A 24,342-nucleotide genomic window follows, 5' to 3' on the forward strand; every position below is an offset into this window, starting at 1 on the left:
ATCGGTAGGCTCTCACGAGTCGATATCGAATTCGCCGTCCTTGGCGGAGTCCACGAAAGCGGTCCACTCCGCTTCCGTGAACAAGAGAGCCGGGCCCGTCTGGTCCTTGCTGTCACGGACGGCAATTCCCCTGTCGAGGATTGCCACCTCGACACAGTTGTTGCCGCCGCTGCCGTTACTGCGACTGCCTTTTTTCCAGACGGCACCGTCGAGTTGGTGCGCGAGCATACTCGAGCACCTCCCTTCGATATGAGATTCTTTCGGGAGTGCTACGCGACGAGCAGACTCTCGATCATCTTTATCGTAGTCCGATGATCGAGCGCCTTCGCGCTCATTCGCTCGAACTCCTGTCGGTACCGGGCAACCTCGTCTGGTTGCTCTTCGTAATAGTCTCCCGCAAGGCCTTCGAGGTAGACAACATCCAAATGGGTAGTCTCCCGGAACTCCAAAAGTGCTGCTGACCCGCCCAGGAACGGATGTTCCCCGGCGCTGAAGGGCAAGATCTGCAACATTACATTCGGTAATCTAGCTGTATCGATCAGATGTTGCAGTTGCTCCGCCATGACGTCCTCGCCGCCGATCACCCGGCGGAGCACGGATTCGTCGATGATCGCGGAGAGCTCCAGGGGCCGATCCCCGCCGAGCCGGCTCTGCCGGGTGAGCCGCAGCGCGACGCGCCTGTCGATCTGCTGCGGTGTGTCGGTGGAGCGACCGGTCTTGATCAGGGCCCGCATGTACGCCTCGGTCTGCAGCAGGCCGGGCACGATGATCGGCTCCCAGGCCCGCATCGAGGACGCGGCCGCCTCCAGGCCCACGAAGTTGCCGGGGCGCATGATGTCGCGGTAGTCGGTCCACCAGGTGCGCTCCCGGGAGAGCCGGGCCAATTCCACCAGCGCTTCGCGATATCCCTGGTCGCGCACGTTGTACAGGGTCAGCAGATCACGCACGTCGCGCGGGGTCACCGCCACGCGCGCGGTCTCGATCCGGGTGACCTTGGCGGCGTGCCATTCGAAATGCCGGGACACGTCCTGTTGCGTCAGGCCGGCGGCTTCCCGGCATCGTTTCAGCTCCGCTCCCAGTCGGCGGCGTCGTAGCGTCGGACCCTCGATATCGGACACCTGGACTCCCTACGGTCCTGATGCGGTCGATATTACGACCGGTACCTCACGATCCAGTAGCCCATTGATGATCACGCGCCCCATGATCGCCATTCTGCATGATCCATTTAGGAGTGTCAGACTGCAGGGCCTGAATAAGAAGTCTAGTACTTCTTGTATTGACCTTGGTGTTGGGTACATGATGCTGCGGACATCGAGTTCTGTCTTCTTTCCTACACATAGAGAAATGATCATTGGAACTGGCGTCTAAGGGGCGTGGCGCAAGTGTTGGCTGACCAGTACTACCTGATCGCACACGAGGACCGGACCGGCCGGTCCAGACTCCATCCCCGCGCGACCGGCCTCGGACTGGCCGCCGCTCTGCTCTCCGAATTAGTTCTCGAAGGCCGTGTCGGTGTCGCCGACGGCGAGCTGTTCATCGTCGATCGTCATCCACCGCGCGACGCGCTCTCCCACGACGTCCTCGATCTGCTCAGTGCCCAGTCACAGCACACGGACGTCCGGACCTGGCTCGCCTTCCTCTCCCAGGACGCGGCCCTGCGCGTCGCCGAGCGCCTGATGCGCGTCGGCGCCGTCGAGATGGTCACCCGCCGCCGGATGCTCGGCTCCACACAGACGCTCTACATGCCCAACACCGCACGGCAGCGCAACGCCGCGGCCTGGGCCTCCACCCGGATCGCCAACATCCTGGTCCGGGGCATGGACCTCAACCTGTCCGACCGGATGCTCGTCGGCCTGGTCGTCGCGACCGGGCTCACCCGCCACGTCATGTACGGGTTCGAGAACTACCCGCACATCTACCACGCCCTGCCCAGCATGATCGCCTCCCTGCCCAACGACCTGCGTGAGCTCGTCGAGTGCACCGAGCAGTCGGTGGGCACCGCCCTCGCGGTGGGGCGACGGTGACCGGTCGTCATCAGCGCCGCCGCAACAACCCCGACCAGTGGGCCGGCACGATGCTGATGGAACTCCAGCGGACCAACCGCAACGGGCCGGACATCGTCAGTCAGTCGCTGGCGAGCAACCGGCTCGGCGTCTCCTCGGTGGTGTTCTTCGGCGTGGCCGGCGCGGCGCCGCTCACCGTGATCATCGGGGCCATCTCGACGATCTACGCGGTGGTCGGCAACACGGCTGTCCCGCTGGTCTACCTGGTGGTGGCGGGGATCCTCTCGATCTTCACGGTCGGGTTCGTCGCGATGAGCCGGCACATCGTCAACTCCGGGGCGTTCTACGCGTACATCAGCCATGGCCTCGGCCGGGAGCTCGGCGTCGCGGCGGCGTTCGTCGCCCTGGCCGCCTATTCGCTCATGCAGATCGGTCTCTTCGGCCTGTTCGGGGTGGTGGCCTCGGGCATTCTCGAAGCGATCGGCCTGACCGCCTCCTGGCTCGCCTGTGCGCTGGTGGCCTGGGCGCTGATCGCGGTGCTCGGCATGCTCTGGGTCGACCTGAGCGGCAAGGTGCTCGGCATCCTGCTGATCGCCGAGATCGCGGTGGTGCTGATCTACGACCTGGTGATGGCGGGGAACCCGGCCGAGGGTTCGGTCAGCTTCGCCGCGCTGGCGCCGCAACAGCTGCTCACACCCGAGGTCGTCGCCATGATGGTGCTCGCCATCGGCGGCTTCACCGGTTTCGAGGCGACCGTCGTGCTCTCCGAGGAGGCGAAGGACCCGAAACGCACGATTGCCCGGGCCACCCACCTCTGCGTGATCCTGGCCGGCATCCTCTGCGCCCTGTCGGCGTGGGCGATGTCGGTGGCGGCCGGCCCGACACAGATCGTCGCGTCGGCCCGCACCGAGCAGACCGACCTGGTGTTCACCCTGGTCGCGCCCCATGTGCCGGACACCCTGATCACCATCGGCTACCTGCTCTTCATGACCAGCATCTTCGCCGCCCTGCTCGCGTTCCACGCCGCTGTCTCGCGGTACCAGTTCGCCCTCGGCCGGGAGCGGGTGCTGCCGAGCCGGTGGGGGACGGCTCACCCGCGTACCGGAGCTCCGGTCGTCGGATCGATCACCCAGAGCATCCTGGCGCTCGGGGTGCTGCTCACCTACGGCATGCTCGGCATCGACCCGCTGGTGCACCTGTTCGCGTGGCTGACCGTGGTCGGCGGGCTGGGCGTGCTGATTCTGATGTGGAGCGCGTCCGCCGCGGTGATCGCGTTCTTCGTCCAGCACTCGCGTGGGGAGAACGTGTGGCGTGGCCGGGTTGCTCCGATCATCGCGTTCTTCCTGCTCAGCATCATCCTGCTGGCGACCGTCATCGGCTTCGGCGACCTGCTGCAGGTGGGCAGCGACTCGGTCTTCCACTGGGTGTTCACGGTGGGGTACCTGATCTGCGCGGCCATCGGCTTCTGCTGGGCGCTGATCGTGAAGCGCACCCGACCGGACGTGTACGCGGGGATCGGCCGGGGAGCGGACGGCCGGAACGTCGTCGACTACGCCGAGCTGGCCCGCCCGCACTCACACGCGCATGCGCAGACCAACGCGCAGCACCCGCACGAGTATCGAGACCAACTTCCGTCGATCAAGTAGGGAAGATCCATGACGTACGCCATCCAAGAACTCGTGATCCGGCATGTGTCGCCGTTCGACACCGAGGAGATCACCACTCTGGTGGCCGAGGCCATGTGGGACGGCCCGGTGGCTCGCTGGATGCAGCCGGACATGCTGGTGCGCAGGCGTAACTCGCCCCGATACTTCGAGATCTTCGTGGAGCACGCCCTGCAGCACGGCGAGGTCTACAGCACCGCCGACGCGGACGGCCGGATGAGTGGCGTGGCGCTCTGGTTCCCGCTCACCGCGATGATCCCGGCGCCTGTGGATTACGAGCGCCGGCTCAAGGAGGCCTCGGACACCGCGTTCGACAGGTGCCAGCAGCTGGACGCCGCGCTCGACGAGCACCACCCGCTCGAGCCGCACCACTACCTGGCGTTCATGGCGGTGCGGCCCGGCCAGCAGAACCGTGGCATCGGCAGCGCATTGCTGGACCGTCACCACGCACGGCTGGACCGGGCCGGGCTCCCCGCCTATCTCGAGGCCAACGATCCGCGCAACCGTGACCTTTACCTTCGGCACGGATACCAGGTCCGGTCCGTGATCGAGCTACCCGACGGGCCCCCGCTCTGGTGCATGTGGAGGTCGCCTATGGCCTGACGATCTTACGAAGCCGTGGGAAACTCGTAGATCCAGAACGACTGCTGGTCCATGCATGAGGCTTGCAACGTGCCGCCGGAGAGCCGGCGCAACATCAACCGGATCACCTTTGACATGTTGCGACTGTCGTCGTTGTAACGGCAGAAGTCGAGTGCGATGATCCCGTTTCGATCCGTGGCGGTGCGGTACATGGCCTCGACCAATTCCGCGAAGGCACGGGTGGACCGGGCGTCCTCAGCGACGGCTACGAATCCGCAGTACCAGATCTTGTTCTGCGCGTAGAGATCGGGCCACCGGCGTTCGAAGTACTCGGGTGCGATCAACGGCATCGCGTAAAGATCATTGGTGTACGTGGACAGGCCGCAGAGTTTGCCGCCGTCGTCGAGGCAGAGGTACTTGTCGACTCGGGGATCGAACATGACCTGGTCGAACTCGGCCCGATACATCAGATGGCGCTGCACGGCGAGGGCGCGGACCTCTTTGAACGCGCCTTCGTAGAGATCCCACGCGGTCTCGTGCATGTCGTCGGTGATCTGGTCGATGACTTTGACAAGCATGGCTGCTCCCCCACGGGCCCGTGCCGAGCGGTCCCGCTTTCGCACTCAAGTCGATCGATAACAGGTGACCACAGAGTACGAAGTGCAATAGGGCCACGACAATGCGTATTCACCAAAATCATGTGCCAATCCAGTTTGGAGTGATGCCCTTGGCTACTCGATCGTGCAACTTGCGTCTTTGCAGGTAGCCGCGAGATCGACCCGTCTGAGCCCGCGCCGGCCATTCTCACCGGAGTTGCTGGAAATCGGTTTTCGAAAAGTGCAGTCTCTCGTGGATCAGCCTTTTCGTAGAATGCACCGAGTACTAGCCTTCGCGTTATGAGCATCGTGCGCTCGCCCGGGCTCACCCTTCGACGACGCGACGGGTCGTGGCGCGGCTGTCCGTCTGCGGGCCATCCCCGGCGAGGTGCGCATCCCCCGCTCGCCCCCGGATGGCCCGCCCTCATGCATTCATTGACATAGTTTGACGTCCGTACTTAGTCTGCCGAGGTCAGAGTGGGAGCGCTCCCGATCTCCCGCATCCGCGCGCGTCCTCATCAGGAGCGTCATGTCGCGTCTACCAGGCAGACTGCGAGGCCTCTGCCTCGGCCTCGCCTCGATCCTCGGGCTGTCCATCGCGGTGACCGTCCCAGCCACCGCCGTCGCTGTCCCGGCCGCAGGCGTCGCTGTTCCGGCCGCAGCCGTCCACGCGGCCCCGCGCACCCCGGCGCAGGCCGTCGCCGCGATGCAGCCCGGATGGAACCTCGGCAATACGTTCGACTCCACCGGCGACGACGAAACCTCGTGGGGCAACCCCCGGGTCACCCGCGAGCTGCTCGCCGGCATCAAGGCACAGGGCTTCCGGAGCATCCGGATCCCGGTCACGTGGGGACAGCATCAGGGACCCGATCGGGTGATGGACCCCGCGTACCTCGCCCGGGTGGACGAGGTGGTCGGCTGGGCACTCGATCAGGGCCTCTACGTGATGATCAACGTGCATCACGACTCCTGGCAGTGGATCAACGGGATGGCGGCCGACCACGACGCCGTGCTGGCCCGCTTCACCGCGATCTGGACCCAGGTAGCCACCACCTTCCGCGACGCCTCACCCCGCCTCGTGCTGGAGAGCGTCAACGAGCCGCAGTTCACCGGCGGAGACCCGGCCGCGCTGCTCGCCCTACTGAACACGACCTTCCACCGCATCGTGCGCGGCACCGGCGGCGGCAACGCCGGCCGGTTGCTCGTGCTGCCCACTCTGCACACCTCGGCCGACCAGGTGCATCTCGACAACCTGGCCGCCTCGATGGCCTCGCTCGGCGACCCGAACCTGATCGCCACCGTGCACTACTACGGGTACTGGCCGTTCAGCGTCAACGTGGCCGGCGGTTACCGCTTCGACGCCACCGCACGACAGGACATGCTCGACATGTTCACCCGGATCTCCGCCACGTTCGCCGTCCGCGGCATCCCGGTCATCATCGGCGAATACGGCCTGCTCGGCTTCGATCGGCACACCGGCACGATCGAGCAGGGCGAGAAACTGAAGTTCTTCGAGCTCTTCGGACACCTGGCCCGCACCCACGGGGTCACCACGATGCTCTGGGACAACGGCCAGCACTTCGACCGTACCCAATCGGTTTGGAAAGATCGTGAACTTTTCGCCCAGATCCGGAGCAGCTGGCGAACCCGCTCCGGCACCGCCGGCAGCGACCTGATCTTCGTGCGCCGATCGGTGCCGGTGACCGCGCAGGCGATCACGCTGAACCTGAACGGCACCGGCTTCACCCAGATCCGCCTCGGCACGAGCACCCTGCGTCGCGGCCCCGACTTCCAGATCTCCGGCGACCAACTCACCCTCACCGCCGGGTTGCTCACGCGACTGACCCAGACCCAGGGGTACGGGGTCAAAACGTCCCTTTCCGTGCGATTCTCGCGAGGCGTCCCGTGGCGAATGGACGTGATCTCCACGGATCGACCCGTCGTCGCGGCGGCCGGCGGGAGCACGGACGCGTTCGCGGCACCGGTCGCCTTCAACGGTGATCGGCTGGCGACGATGACCGCGACCTACGCGGATGGCAGCAATGCTGGTCCGCACGGGTGGACGCCGTACAAGGAGTACGACCGCGCCTTCGTCCCCGATCCGGCGGCGGGGGTGATCCGGTTGACGCCGGAGTTCTTCGCGGAGGTCGCGGACGGGGCGCCGGTGACGGTGGGGTTCCACTTCTGGAGCGGGGAGGTGATCCGTTACGTGGTGGTACGTGACGGTTCAGCCGTGACGGGCACGCCCGTCGTTTGACGGGTTCGAGGGGCGGGCGGCGGACGCAGAGTGAGCGCAGGGCACCGCCCGCGTCGCCCGCGCCCCCGCGTCGCCCGCGCCCCCCGCGTCGCCCGCGCCCCCCGCGTCGCCCGCGCCCCCCCGCGCCGCCCGCGCCCCACCGCGCCGCCCGCCCCACCGCGCCGCCCGCCCCACCGCGCCGCCCGCCCCACCGCGCCGCCCGCCCCACCGCGCCGCCCGCACTGCCGGCACCGCCCGCGTCGCCAGCACCGCCGCGCCGCCCGCACCCGCCGGGGCCGCCGCGCCGCCTGCGCTGAGGACCGGCTGGTCCGGCTGGTGCTGAGTGTCGTGCACTGGGAGCCGGCCGGTCCGGCTGGCGGTGAGTGTTGTCGCGCGCTGGGTGCCGGCTGGTCCGGCTGGTGGTGAGTGCTGTCGCGCTGGGAACCGGCTGGTCCGGCTGGTGGTGAGGGCTGCTGCACTGAGGACCGGCCGGACCGGCCGGACCGGCCGGCTCTCAGTGTTGTTGGGATGTCTCGGCGGCGCCTCAATCACCGCCATGCGTCCACCCGCTGACAACGCCCCGCAAAGGCGGCGATCAACTGAAGTGCAACCCCGCGACTGTCGTGCCGCCCTCGGTGAACTGGACGAAGACGTCGTGCCGGCCGGTGCAGCGCGGGATCTGCGACGACACCTCGATCAGCGGGTCCGCGCCGGCCGCCACCGGCACCGGCAGTACTGCCAGCACCGGCCCGGAGAGCGGATCGTCCAACCGGATCATGATCGTGGACCCGGCGGGGGCGGCGACGGTGGCCCGCGCGCGGGTCAGGCCCTGCCCGAAGTCGACGTCGTCGAAGACCGCCCACGCTCCGGGCGCTGAACTGCGCAGTGCCTCTCCCGCAGCGGTTCCGGGGATCGGCACGGTGCTGGCCAGGGCGTACCCGTCGTTGTCGGTCATGGTGAGGCTGGGGGAGCGGGCCGGTATCCGCTCGCCGTGGACGCGGAGCGTCGTGGTCTGGCGCCAGTCGGTGCTGGAGCGGCCGGCCGCGACCGTGTGGGTGGCGTCCTCGATCACCCAGCGGGAGCGGGTGACGTCCCAGAATGCCAGGTCGGCGGCGGTCAGTGCGAAGTGGACCGTGGAGCGTCCGCCGGGTGACAGGTGGATCCGCTGGAAACCGCGGAGCCGGCGCAACGGCTGCTTGACCCGGGATCGCTGCTGGCGGGTGTAGAGCTGCACCACCTCGTCACCGGGGCGGTCACCGGTGTTGACCACGTCGACGGAGACCGTGACGGCGCCGGCCGAGTCGATCGCCGGCGTGTCGAGCCGCAGGTTCTCGTAGCGGAACGAGGTGTACCCGAGTCCGTGGCCGAACGGGAAGAGCGGCTCGCCACGGTAGTACAGGTAGGTGGCGTCCGACGCGATGATGTCGTAGTCGAGCAGGTCCGGCAGGTCACCGTCATGGGCGTACCAGGTCTGGGTGAGCCGGCCGGACGGTTCGGCGGCGCCGAAGAGGATGTCGGCGAGCGCGGCACCGTGTTCCTGGCCGCCGTGCGCGGACCAGAGCAGGGCCGGCAGGTGCTGACTGGCCCAGCCGACGGCGTACGGGTAACTGCTCGTCAGCGCGAGAACGGTACGCGGATTGGCGGCTCGCACCGCCCGCATCAGATCGTCCTGGGTGCCGGGCAGGTCGAGGTCACGGCGATCCGCGGTCTCCCGCCCGGCGACCAGCGGGTGGTTGCCGAGGGCCAGCAGCACCACGTCCGCCTCCGCGGCCACCTCGGCGGCCGCCGCGACCCCGTCGACCAGCAGATCGACGGTGAAGACTGTCGCGTCGGCCACCGAGGTGGCCGCGGTGCGGATCAGGCCGTCGTCCCCCGCCACCAGGAAGCGGTTGCTTTGCAGATGGTGCACAACCATTCCCTGGGGTACGGGTAAGAAGCGCAAGGATTCCCGAACCTCCCAGCCGTTCGGGCCGGGGCGATCCGTCACCAGCAGATCAGCGTCGGAGCCGACGAACCCGCCGGTGGAGACGGCGCGCAGCGAGATCGTCTCCTCGCCCCAGTCGAGCACGTCGAACAGCGCCTCTTCCGGGATGTCGGGCGCTTCGGTACCCCGTACCCCCAAATGGTGTGAAGCGGACGCCCAGAGCAGGCCGGACGCGCAGCGCAAGGCCACGCGGTCCACGCCCTCCGCGAAGAGCACCGCGTCCGCGCCGATCCGGCGGGTGACGCCGGCGCGCAGGGTGGTGCGGTACGGCGGAGTCCCGCTGTACCAGTCCTCGAAGACCTGATCAGCGAGCGGCCCGATCACCGCGACCCGGCCCACGGTCTGCGGGTCGAGCGGCAGGATCCCGTCGTTGCTCAGCAGCACGGCCGACGCGCGGGCGGCCTCGTGGGCCAGCTCCCGGTGCTCGCCGCAGTCGATCACTTCCGGGCCGATGTGCCGGTACGGGTCGGAGGCCGCATCGAACTCGCCGAGCCGCACCCGGATCGACAGGATGTGCCGGACCGCCGCGTCGACGTGCGACTCCGTGATCAGTCCACGGTCGTAGGCCGCGGTGAACCGTTCCCGGGTCGCCGTCACGTCCTCGGTCACGCAGTCGATGCCGGCGCGCAGCGCTGCCGCGAACCCGGCCACGTGATCGTCGAACCAGTGCTGGTCACCGGCCAGGTTGTGCACCGCCCAGGCGTCGCCGACGACCAGCACATCGTCCTCGGCCCACGATCGAAGTGTCTCGTCGATCAGCGGGCTGAGGTGCGTGGGACGGCCGTTGACCAGGTTGTACGACGCCATCACGGCCACCGCGGCCCCGTCGGCCAGAGCGGGCCGGAACGCCGGGAGCTCGTACTCGTGCAGCACCCGCGGCGGCAGGTTGCTCGACGTGAGGCAGCGATCGGTCTCGTTGTTGTAGCCGAGGAAGTGCTTGAGCGTCGGCGCGGTGCGCAGCCACAGTGGATGATCGCCGCGCAGGCCCCGGGAGTACGCGGTGCTGAGCACCCCGGTGAGCCACGGGTCCTCGGCGTAACCCTCCTCGTTGCGTCCCCATCGCGGGTCGCGGAGCAGGTTCACGACCGGCGCCCAGACGTTGAGGCCGACGTTCTCCGGGTCGCGGTGGTGCATCGCGCGGACCTCGGTGCCGACGGCTTCGCCGACCCGCCGCATCAGGTCCGGGTTCCAGCTGCTGGCGAGTCCGACCGCCTGGGGGAATGCGGTGGCGGTGCCGAGCCAGGCGACGCCGTGCAGCGCCTCGGTGCCGGTGCGGAAGGCGGCGACGCCGAGCCGGGGTACGGCTGGCTGGTACTGGTTGAGCAGGGCGATCTTCTCGTCCAGGGTCAGCCGGTCGAGCAGGTCGGCGACCCGGACGGCGACCTTGTGCTGCGGGTCGCGGAAGGCGGGGGTGGGCTCGCTCTTTCCGGGGCCGGGCTCGCGGAAGGCGGGGGTGGGCTCGCTCTTTCCGGTGGCGGCCTCGCGGAAGGCGGCGGGCTCGTGGTCGGTGGGGGATTCGGTCACGACGCGTTCCTTCGGGGACATGTCGAAGCGCTTCGACAACCAGGCGCGCGAATGGATTTCGCGAATGTTTCGGTCGGGGTTCCTCGAGGCTCGCACCCGCGCACGCCCGGGTCAAGCAGTAACGGGTATCGATCTGCCGTGGTCCACGCGGTCCAGATGCGACAGTGCGCCGCCCAGCGCCGCGGCGTGCAGACCGAGCTCGGAGGCGACCACGCGAACGCCGCCCGGCGCCGGCGTGTGCCCGGCCAGCTCGGCCTCGGCGGGCGGGATCAACCACTCGGCGAGCGTCGCGTAGTGGTCGCCCAGCACGATCACCGAGGGGTCCGCGAGGTTCGCCAGGATCGCCAGGCCCTGGCCCAAATGGCGGCCGGTGTCCCGGAGCGCGGCCAGCACGCCCGCGTCGCCGGACCGGGCCAGCACGGAGATCTGCTCGACGGAGGGTCCGAGATCGGTGAGCGACTCCGGGTCGAAGCCGGGCAGGGCGCGGCGGGCAAGCGGTTCGATGCCGGCCAGGTCGTGCAGGGTGGGTGAGCCGGCCGGGCCGAGGGTGAGACGGCCGATCTGGCCGGTGAAGCCGCGGGCGCCGTGCAGTGGCCGGCCGTCGACGACGATGCCCGCCTCGATGCCGGCCGCGCCGGTCACCACGACGAGGTTGTCCTCCGCGAGCGCAGCCCGCTGCCGTTCTGCGAGGGCCGCCAGGATTGCCTGATGAGAAACGGTCACGACCAGATCCGGCTGCCGCAGCGACCCGGCCACCGGCCCACGCAGGTCCACGTCGGACCAGCCCAGGGCCGGGGAGAGCCGCACCATGCCCCGGTCGTCGACGAGTCCGGGCACCGCGATGGTCAGGCCGAGGACGGAGCGGCCCTGTTGGCGTACCCGGGTGGCGGCTCTTTGTGCCAACGCGATGATGGCGCTGATCGCCCGGCCGGGACCGGCCGCCTCCGGCGGGGAGGTGAATGCGCGGTGCCAGAGCAGCAGCTGGTCACCGGCGAAGTCGACGGCGAGCGCGGTGATCCGGTCGGCCGCGACCTGCAGGCCGATCGCCGCGAACGCGGAGCCGTCCAGGGTCAGCGCGGTGCCCGGCCGCCCGATCCGGTTGCCGCTCGCGCCGGTCTCGCGCAGCAGCCGCTGATCGATGAGGTCGCTGGTCAGGCTGGAGACGGTCGCCTTGTTGAGGCCGGTGGACGCGGCGATGGCGGCGCGGGAGCTCGGCCCGTTGGTCCGGAGGTGGCGCAGCACCACGGCGAGGTTGGTGGCGCGCACGTCGGTGAAGCCCATGGTCCTCACATCCGTCATCTTGCCATCCCCATGTGGGTGCGCTCCCATTTCATTCTTGTCGCCCGCGCCACACGTCAGTTAGCTTGTCATCGATGTACTTAGTTTAGACGCTAACCAAACTTAGGCCATTTCGGAAGGCAGGTGCGTCGTGGGCGCGTCGACGAACAGGCGTAATTTTCTCGGGCTGATCGGCCTCGGCGCGGCCTCCGTGGCCGGGGGTGGGCTGCTCACCGGATGCAGCAAGGAGCCGGGCAGTTCCGGGTCCGCCACCACCGCCGAGCAGGCGGCCGGTGTGGTGCCCACCTTCAAGGACTCGACGCTCGTCCCGCCTGACATCAAGGGCATCCGGCCGGTCGCCGACGGCTACCTGAAGTACCCGGCGACGCTCGCCGACGCGGTGAGCGAGAAGGCGATCATCAGCGGACAGCCGATCTCGGTGACCACGCCGTGGTGGGGTCCGGCCCCGCCCACCGACAACAAGCTCGTCGGGGCGGTCAACGCCGACCTCGGCGGCACGGTCAACTTCAGCATCCAGGACGGCGTCACCTACGGCGACAAGCTCAACACCATGCTCGGCGCGCGGGACGTGCCCGATCTGACGTGCATCCCCGGCTGGGAGATCAACAAGCTGGCCCGGTTCAACGACGCGGTCCACGTGCTGTTCGAGGACCTGACCCCCTATCTGGCCGGGGACAAGGTCAACGCGTACCCGATGCTTGCCGGCCTGGACACGAAGGCCTGGGCCGACTCGGTCTGGGCCGGGAAGCTGATGGGCGTCCCGTTCCCCGCCGACAACCCGTTCCCGACGCTGCTCTTCTACCGCAAGGACGTCGCCGACCAGCGCGGCATCGCGGCGCCGACCACGCTCGACGAGCTCTACGAGTTCGGCAAGAAGATGACGAATCCGGACAAGGGCGAGTGGGCCTTCGGTGACGTCTTCCAGGAGGTGCTGCAGATCTGCGGCAACACCGGCTCGCAGAACGGCTGGGCCAAGGGCGCCGACGGCAAGGTCTACCACCGGCACGAGACCGAGAACTACAAGCGGGCCGTCGAGTTCATGAGCCGTCTCTACGCCGAGAAGCTGATCCACCCGGACATCGCCAGCAGCAAGGGCGGTGACGTGAAGACGCTGTTCAAGGGCGGGAAGATCTTCATGTTCTGGGACGGCGGTGGCGCGTGGAAGGAAGTCTGGCGCCCGGCGATCCAGAACAACCCCAAGTTCAACATGCAGGCGATCAAGGTGTTCGGGGCCGACGCGAGCACGCCGCCGGTGCGCTGGTGCAGCACCCCGTCGATCATGTGGACCTTCGTGAAGAAGGGACTCGGCCAGGAGCGCACCCAGGAGTTGCTGCGGGTGCTCAACTACACCGCGGCGCCGTTCGGCACCAAGGAGTGGGAGCTGCAGAACTACGGCGCCGAGGGTGTCCACTTCAAGCGGGATGCCGGCGGCTCCCCGGTCACCAACGACCTGTACGTCCAGGAGTTCGCCAACCAGTTCGTCTTCACCGGTGGGCGCCCGCCGGTGATCGTCGGCGGACCGGACATCCCGACCTACGCCGAGGATTTCGTGAACTGGGGCAACGACGCCACGAAGCACCTCGAGAAGAACCCGTGGGAGGGCATCAAGGTCGAGGTGCCCACCGAGCAGGCCGCGATCGAGCAACCCACCCAGGACAAGGTCACCGACATCATGCGCGGCCGGCGTCCGCTCTCCGACTTCGACAAGGTGGTCACCGAGTGGCGCAACGGCGGCGGTGACAAGGCGCGCGACTTCTACGCCAAGGTCCTGGCAGACAACGGCCGATGAGCGCGATCCCCTCGGTCTTCCGGAAGGCCGCGCGGTCCGAGCCGGTCCGGCAGCAACTCACGGTACGAGCACGTCTGCGGCGGGACTGGCCGCTGCTGCTCATGTGCGTACCGGCGATGGGGTTGCTGCTGGTCTTCCACTACATCCCGGCGCTCGGCAACGTCATCGCGTTCCAGGACTACAACCCGTACGTCGGGGACAACCCCCTGGAGGCGTTCCTCTACAGCGAGTGGATCGGGTTCGGGAACTTCGAGTACCTCTTCACGACGTCGGCGTTCTGGGACGCGGTGCGCAACACGCTCACCATCACCGCGTTTCAGCTGATCTTCTACTTCCCGATCCCGATCGCCCTGGCGATGCTGCTCAACAGCATCCTCTCGCCGCGGATCCGCTCGCTGGTGCAGAGCGTCGTCTACCTGCCGCACTTCTTCAGCTGGGTGCTGGTGGTCTCGCTGTTCCAGATGATGTTCGGTGGCGCCGGCCTGATCGTGCAGACGGCGGGCCAGGCCGGTTTCACCGTCCCGGACATCATGACCAACCCGGACACCTTCCTGTTCCTGATCACCGCGCAGTCGCTCTGGAAGGACGCCGGCTGGGGCATGATCGTCTTCCTGGCGGCGCTCGCGGCGATCGACACCAACCTCTACGAGGCGGCGGCCGCCGACGGCGCGGGCCGATGGCGCCGGCTCTGGCACATCACGCTGCCGGGTCTGCGACCGGTCATCATCCTGCTGCTCATCCTCCGGCTGGGCGACGCGCTCAACGTCGGTTTCGAGCAGTTCGTCCTGCAGCGTGAGGCGGTCGGCCGGGACGCCGCCGAGGTGCTCGACACCTACGTCTACTACCAGGGCATCGCTGTCCAGCAGTGGGGCGTCGGCGCGGCGGCCGGCCTGTTCAAGGCGGTGGTCGGGCTGCTGCTCATCGTGGGCGCCAACAAGGTGGCCCATCGGTTCGGCGAGCAAGGGATCTATTCGAAGTCATGAGCGTCCGACCGGTCTGGGAAGAGAAGCCGAGCCTGCTGGGCAGGGTCGGCAAGGGGACGATCCTCACCGTCGTGGTGCTGGCCGTGCTGGTGCCGCTCTGGGTGGTCCTGGTGACGAGCCTGTCCTCGGAGGCGACGATCAACAATGCGGGCGGCTATGTGTTCCTGCCCCGGGAGTTCGACCCGTCCGCCTACATCGTGATCTTCACGGGTGGGCAGATCACCGACGCGATCCTGGTCAGCACGGTGGTGGCGGTGGCCGGGACGGCGTTGAGCCTGGTGGTCACGGTGCTCGCCGCTTACGGTCTGTCCCGTCCAGGCTCGCTGGGACACCGGCCCATCCTCTTCTACTTCCTCCTGACCTTCCTGATTTATCCGGGCATGATTCCGTCGTACCTGGTCGTCACCGGTCTCGGCCTCAAGGACAACCTGCTGTCCCTGATCCTCCCGACCGCGATCAGCGCCTTCAACCTCGTGGTGCTCCGCGCCTTCTTCATGAACATCCCCGGCGAGCTGCTGGACAGCGCCCGCATCGACGGCGCCGGCGAGCTCCGGATCCTCTGGCGGATCGTGCTCCCGCTATCAAAAGCGGTCACAGCGGTGGTCGGCCTGTTCTACGCCGTCGGTTACTGGAACGCCTTTTTCAACGCCGTCCTCTACATCGACCGCAACGATCTGCAGCCCGTGCAGCGCGTCCTGCAGCAGTTCATCCTCGCCGGACAGTCCCCGACATCCTCGGGCACCGCCGTCTACGTCCCCGGCCTGGGCTCCGCCATCCCACCCACCCTGGCGATCAAAATGGCGGTGGTGGTGGTGACGATCGTTCCCGCGCTGCTGGTCTACCCGTTCATCCAGCGCCACTTCACCAAGGGCGTCATCATCGGGGCGGTGAAGGGCTAGAGAGGGTACGGGCGGAGAGCCGGACAACCGCACCGGCGCGCTCTCAAGAAGCCCCGCGGCCACCTGCCCGCTCCAGGCCGCCCGGCGACTTCCGCTACCGCTGCATGGTCACCCACCACCCGCGCCCGAACTCCGCACGCGGGGCCCGCGGGTCAGCGAGGGAGTGTTGTCCTGAAAGGAGTACCGGCTCGGACGGGCAGGAGCTCTCGGCCTCCCGGCCACGTCAGCTCCACCGTCCGATCACGGGGTGACCTCAGCGTCACCGCCACCGCTCCCGGCGACCACGACAAATCGACCGTTACCGCGCCCCGGGCGACGAGCCCCCGCACCTCGCCCGACGGCCACGCCTGCGGAAGCGCCGGCAGCACCGACACGCGCGCCACCTCGTCAAGACCGACATCCCGGCTCTGCAGCAGCATCGACACGACCAGGGCCGGCAACCCGCCCGCCAGGTCCACGTTGAACATGTGGTCGCGGTTGTGCGTGGGCACCAGGTTCGACCGCCAGTACGCGTCCGCGATCCGGGCCAGCGCCGCATGCGCCTCCTCGGCCAGCCCCAGGTGCGCCGCAGCCACGCCGAGCAGGGCCAGCCCGTACCCCATCTCGTCCGAATCCGAGCCCAGCCACCAGCGCAAACGTGCCCGCACAGCCCGCACCGCCGCGGCGTGCAACGCCGGATCCTGCCTGATCGCCGGGTCACCGGCGTACCAGAACGGGTAGAAGTGGCTGCAGTGCCGATGCTCGTGGTTGTCGGGTGATCGCGGGTCCAGCCATTCGGCGAGCTCGCCGGACGCGGTGATCCGGTACGGCGGCAGCGCGTCGAGCAGTGCCCGCCAGCGCGGCGCGCCGGCGGCGCCGGGGTCGAGCGCCAGCAGGGAGCGGAGCAGGTCACCGACCACCTGCATGTCCATCGTCGCGTCGGCGCACGCCTGTGAGCCGGCGCCGGCCGGGTGGTTCTCGGGGGAGTACGACGGGGTGAACCGGGCCCGGCCGTCCTCGATCACCACGAAGCTGAGGTAGAACTCGGCGGCTTCGCGGAGGAACGGGAGGGCCCGGGACTCCAGGAAGTCCCGATCGCCGGTGTGCTGCCAGTGATCGACGTAGAGGCGGCCGAGCCAGGCCGCGCCGGCGGTCCAGAACGTCAGGCACCAGATCGGCCCGAAATGGTTGTGCCGGCCGTGCGTGCTGAAGTGCGCGGGAACCAGAAATCCCGGCATGCCGTACAGGTCGCGGGCGTTCGCCCGGAAGTCGTCGATCAGGTCGTCGACCAGGTCGAACACCGGCACCATCAGCGACGGCGTCCCCGTCGAGTGCACCGCGAGCATCGCCGCCTGCAGATTCCCGTCCACGGTCCAGCCACTGCGCCACGGCGGCGCATAGGTCCCGGTCCACACGCCCTGCAGGGTCGGCGGCCGCTCCCCGGTGCTGCTGATGATCGCGTAACGGCCGGCGTCGAAGAGCCGCTCCACCGGATCCCCGCCGAGATCGAGGCGCACCCGCCCGAACAGCTCACCGTGCACCGCCACGTGCCGGGCCAGCAGCGCATCGAAGTCCGCGTCGACCTCCGGAAAAGCGGACTCACCCGGGGAGACCCGAGCCACGATCACCACCTCTTCGGGGGTACGGCGGACCCGCGTCTCCACGGTCCACCCCCGTGCCGCAGTCCACGGAACGTCCACGAACCGCCCGGTCAGCCTTCCACCGTCCACGCTGAACGAAATCGGTCGCTCCGGCTCTCCGGGGGCCGGCTCGAGGGTGACCGTCGCACCGCACCCCGACACCCGGATCACCACCACGTCGTCGGCTCGCGACACGAACGCGTCGCACACCACCGCGCCCCACGACTGCCGGACCACGCCCGTGGTGAAGTCGGTTCCCCGCACGTGGTCGCCCTGCGCCTGATCAGGGCGGACGGTCAGCGTCGCGGCGGGTATCAGTGGGTCGATCCAGCGCGTGTCCCCGTACCCACGATGGGATTGAACGGCGAGGTCGCAGACCGCCTGTGCCGCCTCCTGGAAGCGTGCGGTGTCGATGAGCTCGCGCAATCGCGGCAGAGCCGCAGCGGTCGGCGGCGCCGGTAGGGGTTCGGTGACCGGCTGGAAGAGGCGCTCGTGGGCGAGCGTGAAGCGCAGCGCGGCGGGGGAGCCGTAGCAGAGCGCGCCCTGTCGCCCGTTGCCGCAGATCAGCGCGCGCTCCCAGTCCTCAGTGGTATCGGAGTCATGGAAAGACAGATTGACAGCGGTCTGCACTCCTCCTACTTTGTTTAGACCTCAAACTAAAGTCAAGGCGGCAGGATGTTCTTCGGCGGCGACTACAACCCCGAGCAGTGGCCGGAAGAGGTGCAGGAGGCGGATGTCGCGCTGATGCGGGAGGCCGGCGTCACGGCAGTCACCGTCGGCGTCTTCGCGTGGTCGCACCTGGAGCCGGTCGAGGGTAGGTACGAGTTCGGCTGGCTGGACCGCGTGCTCGACCGGCTGCACGCGGGCGGCGTCAAGGTCGTCCTCGCCACGCCGACCGCGTCGCCGCCACCCTGGTTCACGGCCGCGCATCCGGAGGCGCTGCCGGTGACCGCCGACGGGGTGCGACTCACGCACGGTAGTCGTGACACGTACTGCGTCTCCGCCCCGGCCTATCGCGAGCCGGCCCGGAGCATCGCTCGTGAGCTGGGCAGACGCTATGCCCGGCACCCGGCGCTGGCGATGTGGCACGTGCACAACGAGTACGGCACCGACTGTCGCTGCGACCTGACCGCCGAGGCGTTCCGCGGCTGGCTGCGGGAGCGGCACGGCACGCTCGACGCGCTGAACGAGGCGTGGACCACGGCGTTCTGGAGCCAGCGCTACACGGACTGGGCGCAGATCACCCCGCCGCGGGCGACGCAGTACCTCCCGAATCCCGCGCACGTGCTGGACTTCCGCCGGTTCCTCTCGGACGAGATGCTCGGCGCGTACCGGGAACAGCGTGACCTGCTCCGCGAGTGCAACCCCGACGTGCCGATCACGACGAACTTCGTGCAGGGCGGCTGGGTGAGCGTCGACCACGCGCGATGGGCAGAATCGGTCGACGTCGTGGCGGTGGACCACTATCCGGACAGCGCCGGCATCGGCGCCGAGGAGGAGACGGCGTTCGCCGGGGACCTGGCGCGCGGCTGGGGCGGTGGATCGTGGCTGCTGATGGAGACCGCGCCGAACGTGATCTACACGCGCGGCCGGATGCACGCCAAGGAGCCGGGTCGCCTGACCCGGCACAGCCTCGGTTACGTGGCCCGCGGGTCGGCCGGCGCGATGTACTTCCAGTGGCGGCAGCCGCGCGGCGGCGCCGAGCTGTTCCACTCGGCGCTGGTGCCGCACGCCGGCCCGGACAGTCCGGTCTTCCGGGAGGCGGTGCGGCTCGGGCGTACCCTCGCTGCCCTCGCACCGCAGCTCGCCGGGCTCGCGCCGCCCGCCGCCGAGGTCGCGCTGACCTGGGACGCGCCCTCCTGGTGGGCGTTGCAGGGCGCCGGCCTGCCATCCGACGGCATCGATTACCTGGCGGCCGTCCGGCAGGCGCACCGCGCGCTGTTCCGCTCCGGCATCATGACCGATTTCGCCTTCCCGGCTCTCGATGGCGACCTCTCCCGATACCGGATGATCGTGGTGCCCCACCTCTATCTCGCGCCGCCCGAGGTGGCCGCCCGTCTCCGCGACTTCGTCGCCTCCGGAGGCCATCTGGTGGTGGGTCATCTCAGCGGCATCGCGGACGCCTGCGCGCGGGTCGGTCTGGGCGGTTACCCGGCGGCCTTCCGCGATTTCCTGGGGGTACGGGTGACCGAATGGCACCCCGTGGACCCCGGTGTCCCGATCGCGCTGGACGACGGCACCGCGGTCTCCGGCTGGACCGAGCGGGTCGAGACGACGGGGGCCGAGGTGGTGGCGCGTTACGCGGAGGGGGTGCTGGCCGGCGAGCCGGCGGTGACCAGGAACGGCACCGCCTGGTACGTCTCGGCCGGTCTGGACGACGCCGGCTGGCAGCGGCTGCTCCGATCGGTGGCCGCGGAGGCGGGCGTCGCGCCCGTGCTCGAGGACCTGCCGCCGCAGGTGGAAGCGGTCCGCCGTGGAGCCCTGGTGTTCCTGCTCAACCACGGCGTGGCGGAGGCTGTCGTGCCGCTGCCCGAGCCGGGAACGGACGCGATCACCGGCAACCCGGTGGGCCGGTCGGCGATCGTGGAAGCCGGTGGGTTCATGGTGATCAGGACCGGTCAGGCGGCTCCCGTCTGAAAGGCTCGGCGATAGGCGGACGGTGACGTCCGCATCGCCTGGGTGAAGTGATGCCGGAACGTCACCGCCGTGTCGAATCCGACGCTGGCCGCCACCTCCTCGATCGGCGCGCTCCCGGACTCCAGCAGCGGCAGGCTGGCGTGCACCCGCTGGGTGATCAGCCAGCGGATCGGAGTGGTCCCGGTGGCCCGGGCGAAATGCCGCAGGTAGGTACGCGGCGACATGTGCGCCCGCCGCGCCAGCACGTCGACCGTGATGGTGGCGGTCAGGTTCGTCATCGCCCACTCCATGCTGCGGGCCACCCGGTCGTCCTCCGGGTCGGCCGGGACCGGCGCCTCGACGAACTGGGCCTGACCGCCGTCCCGGTGCGGCTGGACGACAAGTCGCCGGGCCACCATGTTGGCCACCGTCGGACCGTGGTCGAGGCGGATCACGTGCAGGCAGAGGTCGAGCCCGGCGGCGCTGCCCGCACTGGTCAGGACCGGTCCGTCGTCGATGTAGAGGACGTCGGCGTCCACCTCCACCGCCGGGTGCCTGGCGCGCAGTGTCTCCGCGTACCGCCAGTGGGTGGTGGCCCGCCGGCCGTCCAGCAGGCCCGCGCCGGCCAGGGCGAACGCGCCCGAGCAGATCGACATGATCCGGGCGCCACGGTCGTGGGCGGCGCGCAGCGCGTCGGCCAGGGCGGGCGAGACGGGGGCGTGCACGTCCGGCACGCCGGGCACGATCAGCGTCTCGGCGGCGGCGAACGCGTCCAGGCCGTGCTCGGTGTGCAGGGCCGCGCCGCCGACCACGCGCACCGGACCGGGGGTGTCGGCGCAGATGGTCAGTTCGTACCAGGGGAAGTCGAACTCCGGGCGGGGCAGGCCGAAGACCTCGCTCACGATGCCGATCTCGAAGACCGACATCCCCTCGAAGGCCAGCACCGACACGGTCGGGCCCCGGCGACGCACACCCAGCATGGCGGAATCTTAGCGGTCAGCGTCGTTCGCGCCACTGGGCCGGCCCGGTCAACATTGGCAAGCTCAACGGCATGACCATGGAAAACGCTGACGCTGTCGCCCACTTCTCCGCCCGCCTCCGGTTCGAGACCGACGTGAGTGACGTGCACGCCGACCTGGAAGCCGGCCTGCCGGGGGTCGTCCTGATCGACACCCGCAACGACGTGTCCTGGGAACAGGGCCACGTGCCGCAGGCCGTTCACGTACCGACCGCGCAGATCGCCGCGCGGGCCGCCGAGGTGGTTCCGCCGGGCAGCCGGGTCGTCACCTACTGCTGGGGTCCCGGCTGCAACGGGGCGACGAAGGCCGCGCTGGAGTTCGCGCGGCTGGGATATCCGGTCCGGGAGATGCTCGGCGGTTTCGAGTACTGGGTCCGGGAGGGCTTCCCGGTCCGCGACCGGAACGGTGTCAGCGCGCGGCCGGCCGACGAGCTCACCTCGCCGGCCGGAGTGGCCTGCGGCTGCTGAGCCGCGAGAGCCCGGTTGCCTATCCCAGGAGCCCGTCCAGCCACTCGTTGCGGAACGTGCCCTTCGCATCGAAGCGCCGGACCAGCTCGGCGAAGTCGCCGAAGCGGGGGTACGCGGCCCGCAGGTCGGCCTGCGCCGTCGTGAAGATCTTGCCCCAGTGCGGCCGGGCCGCGAACGGCGCGAGCGCCCGCTCCACGTCGGCCACCACCGGCAGCACCGCCTCGGTGTCGGCGATCCAGGTGAAGTGCAGCGCCAGGCTGTCCCGCCGGTGGTTGGGGCTCAGCCAGAGCTCGTCCGCGGCGATCGTCCGCATCTCGCAGACCTGGAGGACGGCCGCGACGCGCTCGCGCAGCTCGGCCACCGCCGCGATGGCGGCCCGGGCGTGCTGGCGCGGGACGTGCCACTCGGACTGCAGCTCCTCGCCGCTGCTCGGGGTGAACTCCATCCGGAAGTGCGGCAGCCGGGCATGCCAGGGGCCGGGCACGCCACCCTGCTCGGTGCAGTTCTCGGCCGGCATGCCGGGCACCGGGTGGCGCGGCCCGCCGGCGAGCGTCGCGCCGTGGAAGTCGCCGGCCGGCATCGGGTCGTGCCGCTTGAGCCAGACCTGGTCGATGCCGGGCCCGGTCCAGCGGGTGAAGAGGCTGACGCTGTAGCCGTCGGCGAGGATCTCGTCGAGCGCGTCGTCGAGGGCGGCGGCCGGCAGGTTCTCGTAGACGTACTGCCGCAGGTCGAAAGCGGGCGACACGTCCAGGGTGAGCGCGGTGACCACGCCGAGCGCGCCGAGGCCGACCACGGCTCCGGCCAGGTCGGCGTCGGCACGGGTCAGCGTGACCAGCTCGCCGTCGGCGCGGACGATCTCCAAACCGGAGACGGCGGTGGCGAGGTTGCCGTTGCGTACGCCGGAGCCGTGGGTCGCGGTGGCGACCGCGCCGGCGACCGAGATGTGCGGCAGCGAGGCCAGGTTGTGCACGGCCAGGCCGGCCTCGCTCAGGGGCGCCGCCAGGTCGCCGTAACGAAGGCCGCCGTCGACCCGGACCGAGGTCCGGTCCGGTCCGATCTCAACGGTGCGGGGCAGGTCGGCGAGGGAGATCAGGGCGCCGGTGGTGTCGGCGAGGCGGTTGAACGAGTGGCCGCTGCCCAGCACGCGCAGCCGCCCGGCGGCGGAGGCCACCACCTCCTGCACCTCGGCGACCGATTTTGGTCGATGCACCTGGTCGGTGCCGAAGACGATGTTGCCGGCCCAGTTGGTGAGTTGCTCCCGCATCGCCTCACACTAACCGTTTCGATTAGATGTATACGCTGGGGCGATGCCTATGGATGCGTCCCGGAACAGCCTGGTTCTGCCTATTCTGGGCTTGTTGACCGAACAGCCCGCGCACGCATACGACCTGGCCGGACGACTGCGGGATCGTTCCGGCCGGCTGCCGGTGACCCGCAGCACCGTCGCCACGCTGCTCAAATCCATGGCGCGGAGCGGGCTCGTGACGGCTCGCGAGCCGGGCCGGGTCGGCAACCGCCCGCCGCGGACCGTCTACGAGACGACATCCGCGGGCGTGGCGGATTTTCACCATCGGGTCGAGTCCGGCTTGCGTGACTCGCCGGTCGCCTCGATGGACTTCGTGCTGGCCGTCGGGTACGCCGGGGTGCTCTCCGCCGACCGCGCCGCGCTGATCCTGGAAGAGCGGGCGGCGCTGCTCGCGTCGTCCGAAAGCGATCCTTCACAAGGCACGCTGGAAGCCGAGTACTGGCGAGGCATGGCGGCCGCGGAGATCACCTGGATCCGGGAGCTGGCGCGGCGGATCCGGACCCGCGAGATCACCTGGGGAGCGAAGCCGGCGCTGGCCGGGCGGGCAAACGCCTGATTCGCCGGGCTTGATCGGGTTAAGGTCGATCTGCCGGGCGGCGGCAGGGTTTCGGTCGGACCGATGAGGAGCAGCGAATGGCGTCGATCGTGGTCGCCGAGGACGACACCGATATCGCCGAACTGCTCGCCACCGTGCTGAGCAACGAGGGCCACTCGGTGCGTACCGCGTCGACCGGGCTGGACGCGCTGGCCCTGATCGCTGACGCCCGTCCGGACCTGATCATCCTGGACCACCACATGCCCGGCCTGAGTGGCCTCGACGTCGCCGCGCGGCTGCGCGCCGAGGACCCGGCCGGGAGCACGCCGGTGATCATGCTGTCCGCCGCCGCGCCGGCTGCCGCCCGTGGCCTGGTCGACGTCACGATCTCCAAGCCGGTACGCCCGAAACACCTGATCGAGGCGGCCCGCGAGCTGCTCGCCACCCGTGACGCGGGAGAGCACGCGAGCCACGACGCGTCGACCCAGCTGGTCGACGTGGGTCGCCTGCTCGCGGTCTCCGACTACCTGACCCGGCCGGCCCAGGTCGCCGCCCTGGACGCCTTCGCCGAGGAGCTGACCCGGCTGACCGGCGTCCCGATGGCGGCGATCACCCTGGTCCTCAACGACAGCGTGGTGCTGGCCGGCTCGCACGGCCTGCCGAAGTGGGTCCGGGAGGCCGGCGGGGTGCCGGTGGAGTGGTCGCCGGACACCATCGTGGTGTCCGAGGACGTGCCGGTCCTGATCAGCGACAGCAGCACCTCGGACGACGAGTACGCGGGAAGCCCGCTCTTCTCGATCAGCGGCATCCGGTCGTACGCGAGTGTTCCACTCAACTCCGCCGAGGGTCACGTCGTGGGCACGTTGTGCGTGATGGACGATGAGCCGGGCACCTGCACCGAGGACACCGTGCAGGTCCTGCACTCGCAGCGGGCGCCTGCGGTGAGCCTGCTGTCCCGCGCGGGCTGAGCGACCCGCATCGATGGTTCGAATCGCCCACATGTAACCCAAGGTTACATTTATGACAACCGTTATTTCTTTGTAGCGGGATGGTTACAGCTCGACATCTGGGCGATTATCTGGAGATACAGTGCGCAGAACGCGCAAATTGATGATCAGCCGATCGGACGAGATCTAAATCGAGATGTGCTGCTCGTTCTCTCGTAACGAAACCTGCGTCACAATCAGTCACGCCCATGGCGGTGGTGCAGGCAGGATGCAG

Annotated in this window: 19 protein-coding genes; 11 read left to right on the forward strand and 8 right to left on the reverse strand. The window is 69.2% G+C overall.

What is annotated here, in order from left to right; genetic code table 11:
* Positions 1 to 12: 12 nt before the first annotated feature.
* Both AMIS_RS05000 and AMIS_RS05005 read right to left on the reverse strand, forming a co-directional pair.
* Complete coding sequence (locus AMIS_RS05000; RefSeq protein ID WP_014441108.1) at positions 13 to 228, reverse strand: DUF397 domain-containing protein; 216 nt, start codon at positions 226 to 228, stop codon at positions 13 to 15.
* 41 nt (positions 229 to 269) lie between these two features.
* On the reverse strand, positions 270 to 1,118 hold the full coding sequence (locus AMIS_RS05005; protein WP_014441109.1) for a helix-turn-helix domain-containing protein: 849 nt from the start codon (positions 1,116 to 1,118) through the stop codon (positions 270 to 272).
* Positions 1,119 to 1,382: 264 nt separating this feature from the next.
* Between AMIS_RS05005 and AMIS_RS05010 the strand changes: the two genes are divergently transcribed.
* The 3 genes from AMIS_RS05010 to AMIS_RS05020 are packed head-to-tail and all read left to right on the forward strand — an operon-like array spanning position 1,383 to position 4,270.
* Positions 1,383 to 2,024: a GOLPH3/VPS74 family protein gene (locus AMIS_RS05010; protein WP_051041841.1), complete on the forward strand. Its 642-nt coding sequence runs from the start codon at positions 1,383 to 1,385 to the stop codon at positions 2,022 to 2,024.
* Positions 2,021 to 3,649 (forward strand): APC family permease, encoded by a 1,629-nt coding sequence (locus tag AMIS_RS05015; protein ID WP_014441111.1) that lies wholly within the window; start codon positions 2,021 to 2,023, stop codon positions 3,647 to 3,649. Before AMIS_RS05010 ends, AMIS_RS05015 begins: the two co-directional genes overlap by 4 nt.
* A 9-nt stretch (positions 3,650 to 3,658) precedes the next feature.
* Positions 3,659 to 4,270, forward strand: coding sequence for a GNAT family N-acetyltransferase (locus tag AMIS_RS05020; RefSeq protein ID WP_014441112.1), 612 nt, complete (start codon positions 3,659 to 3,661; stop codon positions 4,268 to 4,270).
* Positions 4,271 to 4,275: 5 nt separating this feature from the next.
* Here AMIS_RS05020 and AMIS_RS05025 read toward each other — a convergent pair whose 3' ends face one another.
* Positions 4,276 to 4,827: a hypothetical protein gene (locus AMIS_RS05025; RefSeq protein WP_014441113.1), complete on the reverse strand. Its 552-nt coding sequence runs from the start codon at positions 4,825 to 4,827 to the stop codon at positions 4,276 to 4,278.
* 547 nt (positions 4,828 to 5,374) lie between these two features.
* Between AMIS_RS05025 and AMIS_RS05030 the strand changes: the two genes are divergently transcribed.
* The gene (locus AMIS_RS05030) at positions 5,375 to 7,102 is read left to right on the forward strand and encodes a cellulase family glycosylhydrolase (RefSeq protein WP_014441114.1); all 1,728 of its coding nucleotides are present in this window, start codon (positions 5,375 to 5,377) and stop codon (positions 7,100 to 7,102) included.
* A gap of 574 nt (positions 7,103 to 7,676) precedes the next feature.
* On the opposite strand, the gene AMIS_RS05035 is transcribed toward AMIS_RS05030, so the two are convergent.
* The gene (locus AMIS_RS05035; protein ID WP_231859235.1) at positions 7,677 to 10,589 is read right to left on the reverse strand and encodes a glycoside hydrolase family 3 protein; all 2,913 of its coding nucleotides are present in this window, start codon (positions 10,587 to 10,589) and stop codon (positions 7,677 to 7,679) included.
* Between the two features lie 111 nt (positions 10,590 to 10,700).
* Positions 10,701 to 11,888 carry an ROK family transcriptional regulator gene (locus tag AMIS_RS05040; RefSeq protein WP_041829562.1) on the reverse strand — a complete coding sequence of 396 codons (1,188 nt, stop codon included), beginning with the start codon at positions 11,886 to 11,888 and terminating at the stop codon, positions 10,701 to 10,703.
* A 130-nt stretch (positions 11,889 to 12,018) separates the two neighbouring features.
* On the opposite strand from AMIS_RS05040, the gene AMIS_RS05045 reads away from it, so the two are divergent.
* Genes AMIS_RS05045 through AMIS_RS05055 form a run of 3 tightly spaced genes read left to right on the forward strand, consistent with a single transcriptional unit; the run spans position 12,019 to position 15,559 of the window.
* The gene (locus AMIS_RS05045; protein ID WP_014441117.1) at positions 12,019 to 13,677 is read left to right on the forward strand and encodes an extracellular solute-binding protein; all 1,659 of its coding nucleotides are present in this window, start codon (positions 12,019 to 12,021) and stop codon (positions 13,675 to 13,677) included.
* Positions 13,674 to 14,660: an ABC transporter permease gene (locus AMIS_RS05050; RefSeq protein WP_014441118.1), complete on the forward strand. Its 987-nt coding sequence runs from the start codon at positions 13,674 to 13,676 to the stop codon at positions 14,658 to 14,660. Before AMIS_RS05045 ends, AMIS_RS05050 begins: the two co-directional genes overlap by 4 nt.
* On the forward strand, positions 14,657 to 15,559 hold the full coding sequence (locus AMIS_RS05055; protein WP_014441119.1) for a carbohydrate ABC transporter permease: 903 nt from the start codon (positions 14,657 to 14,659) through the stop codon (positions 15,557 to 15,559). Before AMIS_RS05050 ends, AMIS_RS05055 begins: the two co-directional genes overlap by 4 nt.
* Before the next feature lie 152 nt (positions 15,560 to 15,711).
* Here the strand turns inward: AMIS_RS05055 and AMIS_RS44570 are convergent, their stop codons facing one another.
* A complete protein-coding gene (locus tag AMIS_RS44570) occupies positions 15,712 to 17,808 on the reverse strand; it encodes a glycosyl hydrolase family 95 catalytic domain-containing protein (RefSeq protein WP_014441120.1) in 2,097 nt (698 codons plus the stop codon).
* A 45-nt stretch (positions 17,809 to 17,853) separates the two neighbouring features.
* Between AMIS_RS44570 and AMIS_RS05065 the strand changes: the two genes are divergently transcribed.
* Positions 17,854 to 19,815 carry a beta-galactosidase gene (locus AMIS_RS05065; protein ID WP_014441121.1) on the forward strand — a complete coding sequence of 654 codons (1,962 nt, stop codon included), beginning with the start codon at positions 17,854 to 17,856 and terminating at the stop codon, positions 19,813 to 19,815.
* Here AMIS_RS05065 and ftrA read toward each other — a convergent pair.
* Positions 19,797 to 20,774: a transcriptional regulator FtrA gene (ftrA, locus tag AMIS_RS05070; RefSeq protein ID WP_014441122.1), complete on the reverse strand. Its 978-nt coding sequence runs from the start codon at positions 20,772 to 20,774 to the stop codon at positions 19,797 to 19,799. The genes AMIS_RS05065 and ftrA overlap by 19 nt on opposite strands.
* A 71-nt stretch (positions 20,775 to 20,845) precedes the next feature.
* Here ftrA and AMIS_RS05075 point away from each other — a divergent pair, with 71 nt between their 5' ends.
* Positions 20,846 to 21,280, forward strand: coding sequence for a rhodanese-like domain-containing protein (locus AMIS_RS05075; protein WP_014441123.1), 435 nt, complete (start codon positions 20,846 to 20,848; stop codon positions 21,278 to 21,280).
* Positions 21,281 to 21,299: 19 nt separating this feature from the next.
* Here AMIS_RS05075 and AMIS_RS05080 read toward each other — a convergent pair whose 3' ends face one another.
* A complete protein-coding gene (locus AMIS_RS05080) occupies positions 21,300 to 22,544 on the reverse strand; it encodes an FAD-binding protein (protein WP_014441124.1) in 1,245 nt (414 codons plus the stop codon).
* 94 nt (positions 22,545 to 22,638) lie between these two features.
* Between AMIS_RS05080 and AMIS_RS05085 the strand changes: the two genes are divergently transcribed.
* A complete protein-coding gene (locus AMIS_RS05085; RefSeq protein ID WP_231859236.1) occupies positions 22,639 to 23,142 on the forward strand; it encodes a PadR family transcriptional regulator in 504 nt (167 codons plus the stop codon).
* 77 nt (positions 23,143 to 23,219) lie between these two features.
* Positions 23,220 to 24,089: a response regulator gene (locus tag AMIS_RS05090; RefSeq protein WP_014441126.1), complete on the forward strand. Its 870-nt coding sequence runs from the start codon at positions 23,220 to 23,222 to the stop codon at positions 24,087 to 24,089.
* The last annotated feature ends 253 nt before the right edge of the window (positions 24,090 to 24,342 follow it).

The sequence above is a fragment of the Actinoplanes missouriensis 431 genome (assembly GCF_000284295.1).
Lineage (GTDB): Bacteria > Actinomycetota > Actinomycetes > Mycobacteriales > Micromonosporaceae > Actinoplanes > Actinoplanes missouriensis.

Excerpts from the sequence above, each read along its gene's own strand:
- AMIS_RS05000 (WP_014441108.1), bottom strand. The coding sequence starts at position 228 with ATGCTCGCGCACCAACTCGACGGTGCCGTCTGGAAAAAAGGCAGTCGC.
- AMIS_RS05020 (WP_014441112.1), top strand. The coding sequence starts at position 3,659 with ATGACGTACGCCATCCAAGAACTCGTGATCCGGCATGTGTCGCCGTTC.
- AMIS_RS05025 (WP_014441113.1), bottom strand. The coding sequence starts at position 4,827 with ATGCTTGTCAAAGTCATCGACCAGATCACCGACGACATGCACGAGACC.
- AMIS_RS05030 (WP_014441114.1), top strand. The coding sequence starts at position 5,375 with ATGTCGCGTCTACCAGGCAGACTGCGAGGCCTCTGCCTCGGCCTCGCC.
- AMIS_RS05040 (WP_041829562.1), bottom strand. The coding sequence starts at position 11,888 with ATGACGGATGTGAGGACCATGGGCTTCACCGACGTGCGCGCCACCAAC.
- AMIS_RS05050 (WP_014441118.1), top strand. The coding sequence starts at position 13,674 with ATGAGCGCGATCCCCTCGGTCTTCCGGAAGGCCGCGCGGTCCGAGCCG.
- AMIS_RS05055 (WP_014441119.1), top strand. The coding sequence starts at position 14,657 with ATGAGCGTCCGACCGGTCTGGGAAGAGAAGCCGAGCCTGCTGGGCAGG.
- AMIS_RS05065 (WP_014441121.1), top strand. The coding sequence starts at position 17,854 with ATGTTCTTCGGCGGCGACTACAACCCCGAGCAGTGGCCGGAAGAGGTG.
- ftrA (WP_014441122.1), bottom strand. The coding sequence starts at position 20,774 with ATGCTGGGTGTGCGTCGCCGGGGCCCGACCGTGTCGGTGCTGGCCTTC.
- AMIS_RS05075 (WP_014441123.1), top strand. The coding sequence starts at position 20,846 with ATGACCATGGAAAACGCTGACGCTGTCGCCCACTTCTCCGCCCGCCTC.
- AMIS_RS05080 (WP_014441124.1), bottom strand. The coding sequence starts at position 22,544 with ATGCGGGAGCAACTCACCAACTGGGCCGGCAACATCGTCTTCGGCACC.
- AMIS_RS05090 (WP_014441126.1), top strand. The coding sequence starts at position 23,220 with ATGGCGTCGATCGTGGTCGCCGAGGACGACACCGATATCGCCGAACTG.